The following is a 260-nucleotide window of genomic DNA, read 5'->3' on the forward strand; positions in this document are numbered from 1 at the left end:
GTTAGAGCCCCATACTGGCGTCTCGAGTATAAAGTTTTTAAGCTTTTCAAACTCAATATGATTACCAAAAATTAGTCGGCTTTCGAGCAAGCTGGTGGCAAAAGTGACGTCTTCGCGTTTTTGCTCTATTGCTTGATCAATTGTACGAACGCTGTGGCCAATCTCTAAGTTAAGATCCCACAGCATAGTGACAAATTGACCTATTTTTTCACATACCGCTTCATTTGGTTGCTCTGTTACAAGCAGTAAGAAGTCGATAT

Annotated in this window: 1 protein-coding gene; it reads right to left on the bottom strand. The window is 40.4% G+C overall.

Features of this window, described 5'->3' with window-relative positions:
- Positions 1-260 (bottom strand): hypothetical protein (locus R2R70_RS21165; protein WP_410979077.1); only part of this gene is annotated, 260 nt, incomplete at both ends.

The sequence above is a fragment of the Cobetia sp. SIMBA_158 genome, assembly GCF_046566945.1.
Classification (GTDB): Bacteria; Pseudomonadota; Gammaproteobacteria; order Pseudomonadales; family Halomonadaceae; genus Cobetia; species Cobetia amphilecti.